This window comes from Streptomyces capoamus, from assembly GCF_014654935.1.
GTDB classification, from domain to species: domain Bacteria; phylum Actinomycetota; class Actinomycetes; order Streptomycetales; family Streptomycetaceae; genus Streptomyces; species Streptomyces capoamus.
The window spans coordinates 31,180-32,912 of the sequence record NZ_BNBF01000043.1; the positions used below are offsets into that span (position 1 = coordinate 31,180).

The 1,733-nt window shown below is 76.1% G+C and carries 3 protein-coding genes; all 3 read left to right on the forward strand.

The genetic code is table 11. The features are described 5' to 3' along the window. Positions 1 to 262 (forward strand): D-glutamate cyclase family protein (locus IE312_RS43455; RefSeq protein ID WP_229900880.1); only part of this gene is annotated, 262 nt, incomplete at its 5' end. A gap of 92 nt (positions 263 to 354) precedes the next feature. Then, a complete protein-coding gene (locus IE312_RS36540) occupies positions 355 to 1,122 on the forward strand; it encodes a LamB/YcsF family protein (RefSeq protein WP_189986624.1) in 768 nt (255 codons plus the stop codon). Continuing rightward, a partial coding sequence (gene pxpB / locus IE312_RS36545; protein ID WP_189986625.1) for a 5-oxoprolinase subunit PxpB occupies positions 1,119 to 1,733 on the forward strand: 615 nt, incomplete at its 3' end. The genes IE312_RS36540 and pxpB, both read left to right, overlap by 4 nt.

The window sequence follows — 1,733 nt, forward strand, 5'->3', positions numbered from 1 at the left end:
CAGCCTGCTGCCGGCCGTGCACGGCGGCCCGGTGCACTGCGGGGACCCCGCGGCCCTCGGCATAGCGGACCTGCGCCGGCCCGACTTCGGCGACCCGGTGGCCTTCGCCGACGGCGACATCCCGGTGTTCTGGGCGTGCGGGGTGACCCCGCAGGCGGCCGTCATGGCGTCCCGGCCGCCGTTCGCGATCACGCACGCGCCCGGCCAGATGTTCCTGACCGACGCCCGCGACGAGCAGTACCGGCTGGTCGGCGTCGACTGAGCCCGGCAGAGCGCGAACCCGCGCGAAAGCCGCGTACGAACGGGAACCCGTACCCGAGAAGACTCCACGACGACCGGAGACACGAGAGCACCATGACCGCGAGCACCGCGATCGATCTGAACGCCGACCTCGGCGAGGGCTTCGGCCGCTGGCGGCTGACCGACGACGAGCAGCTGCTGTCCGTCGTCACCAGCGCCAACGTGGCCTGCGGCTTCCACGCCGGGGACGCGGCCACCATGCGCCGGGTGTGCGCGCAGGCGGCCGAACGCGGGGTGACGATCGGCGCGCAGGTCTCCTACCGGGACCTGGCCGGCTTCGGGCGGCGCGCGATGGAGGTGCCGCCCGCCGAGCTGGCGGCCGAGGTGGCCTATCAGATCGGTGCCCTGGAGGTGTTCGCGCGGGCGGCGGGGTCGCGCGTGGCGTACGTCAAGCCGCACGGCGCGCTCTACAACCGGGTGGTGCACGACGAGGTGCAGGCCCGGGCGGTGATCGACGGGGTGCGGCTGGCGGACGCCTCGCTGCCGGTACTGGGGCTGCCCGGTTCCCGGCTGCTGGCGCTGGCCGCGGAGGCGGGGCTGCCGGCGGTCACGGAAGCCTTCGCGGACCGGGCGTACACCGACGAGGGCACGCTGGTGCCGCGCGGCCAGGACGGCGCCGTGGTGACCGATCCGGACGCCGTCGTGGAGCGTTCGGTCAGCCTCGCCCGCTCCGGCTCGGTGGTCGCGCACTCCGGCGCACGGATCCAGGTGCGCGCCCGGTCGCTGTGCCTGCACGGCGACACGCCCGGTGCGGTCGGCCTGGCCCGGCGGGTGCGCGAGCGGCTGGTGGCCGCCGGAGTGCGACTGGAGGCGTTCGCGTGAGGGCGCTGCTCGTCGGCGACGACGCGCTGCTCGTCGAGGTGTCCTCCGGACAGGACGCGCAGGCCCTGCACGCGGAGCTGCTGCGGCGCCGCGCCGAGGGCGCGCTGCGCGTCCGCGAGATCGTCCCGGCGGCCCGTACCGTCCTGCTCGACGGGCTGGCCGACCGGGCCAGCTGGGCGGCGGAACTGGCCGCCGCGCCGGTGCCGGCCGTGCCCGCACGCGCGGGCGAGCTGGTCGAACTGCCCGTGCGCTACGACGGCCCGGACCTGGCGGTGGTCGCCGAGCACTGGGGAACGACCGCGCGGGAGGCGGCCCGCCTCCACGCGGGCACCGAGTTCACGGTGGCGTTCTGCGGGTTCGCCCCCGGCTTCGGCTACCTCACCGGGCTCCCGGACCGCTACCACGTCCCGCGCCGCGCGACCCCGCGCACGTCCGTACCGGCCGGTTCCGTGGCACTGGCCGGGCCGTACACGGGGGTGTACCCGCGTTCCTCACCGGGCGGCTGGCAGCTGATCGGCACGACGGACGCGGTGCTGTGGGACCACACGCGCGAGCCGGCCGCGCTGCTGGCGCCGGGGACGCGCGTGCGGTTCGTACCCGTGGAGGAGGCA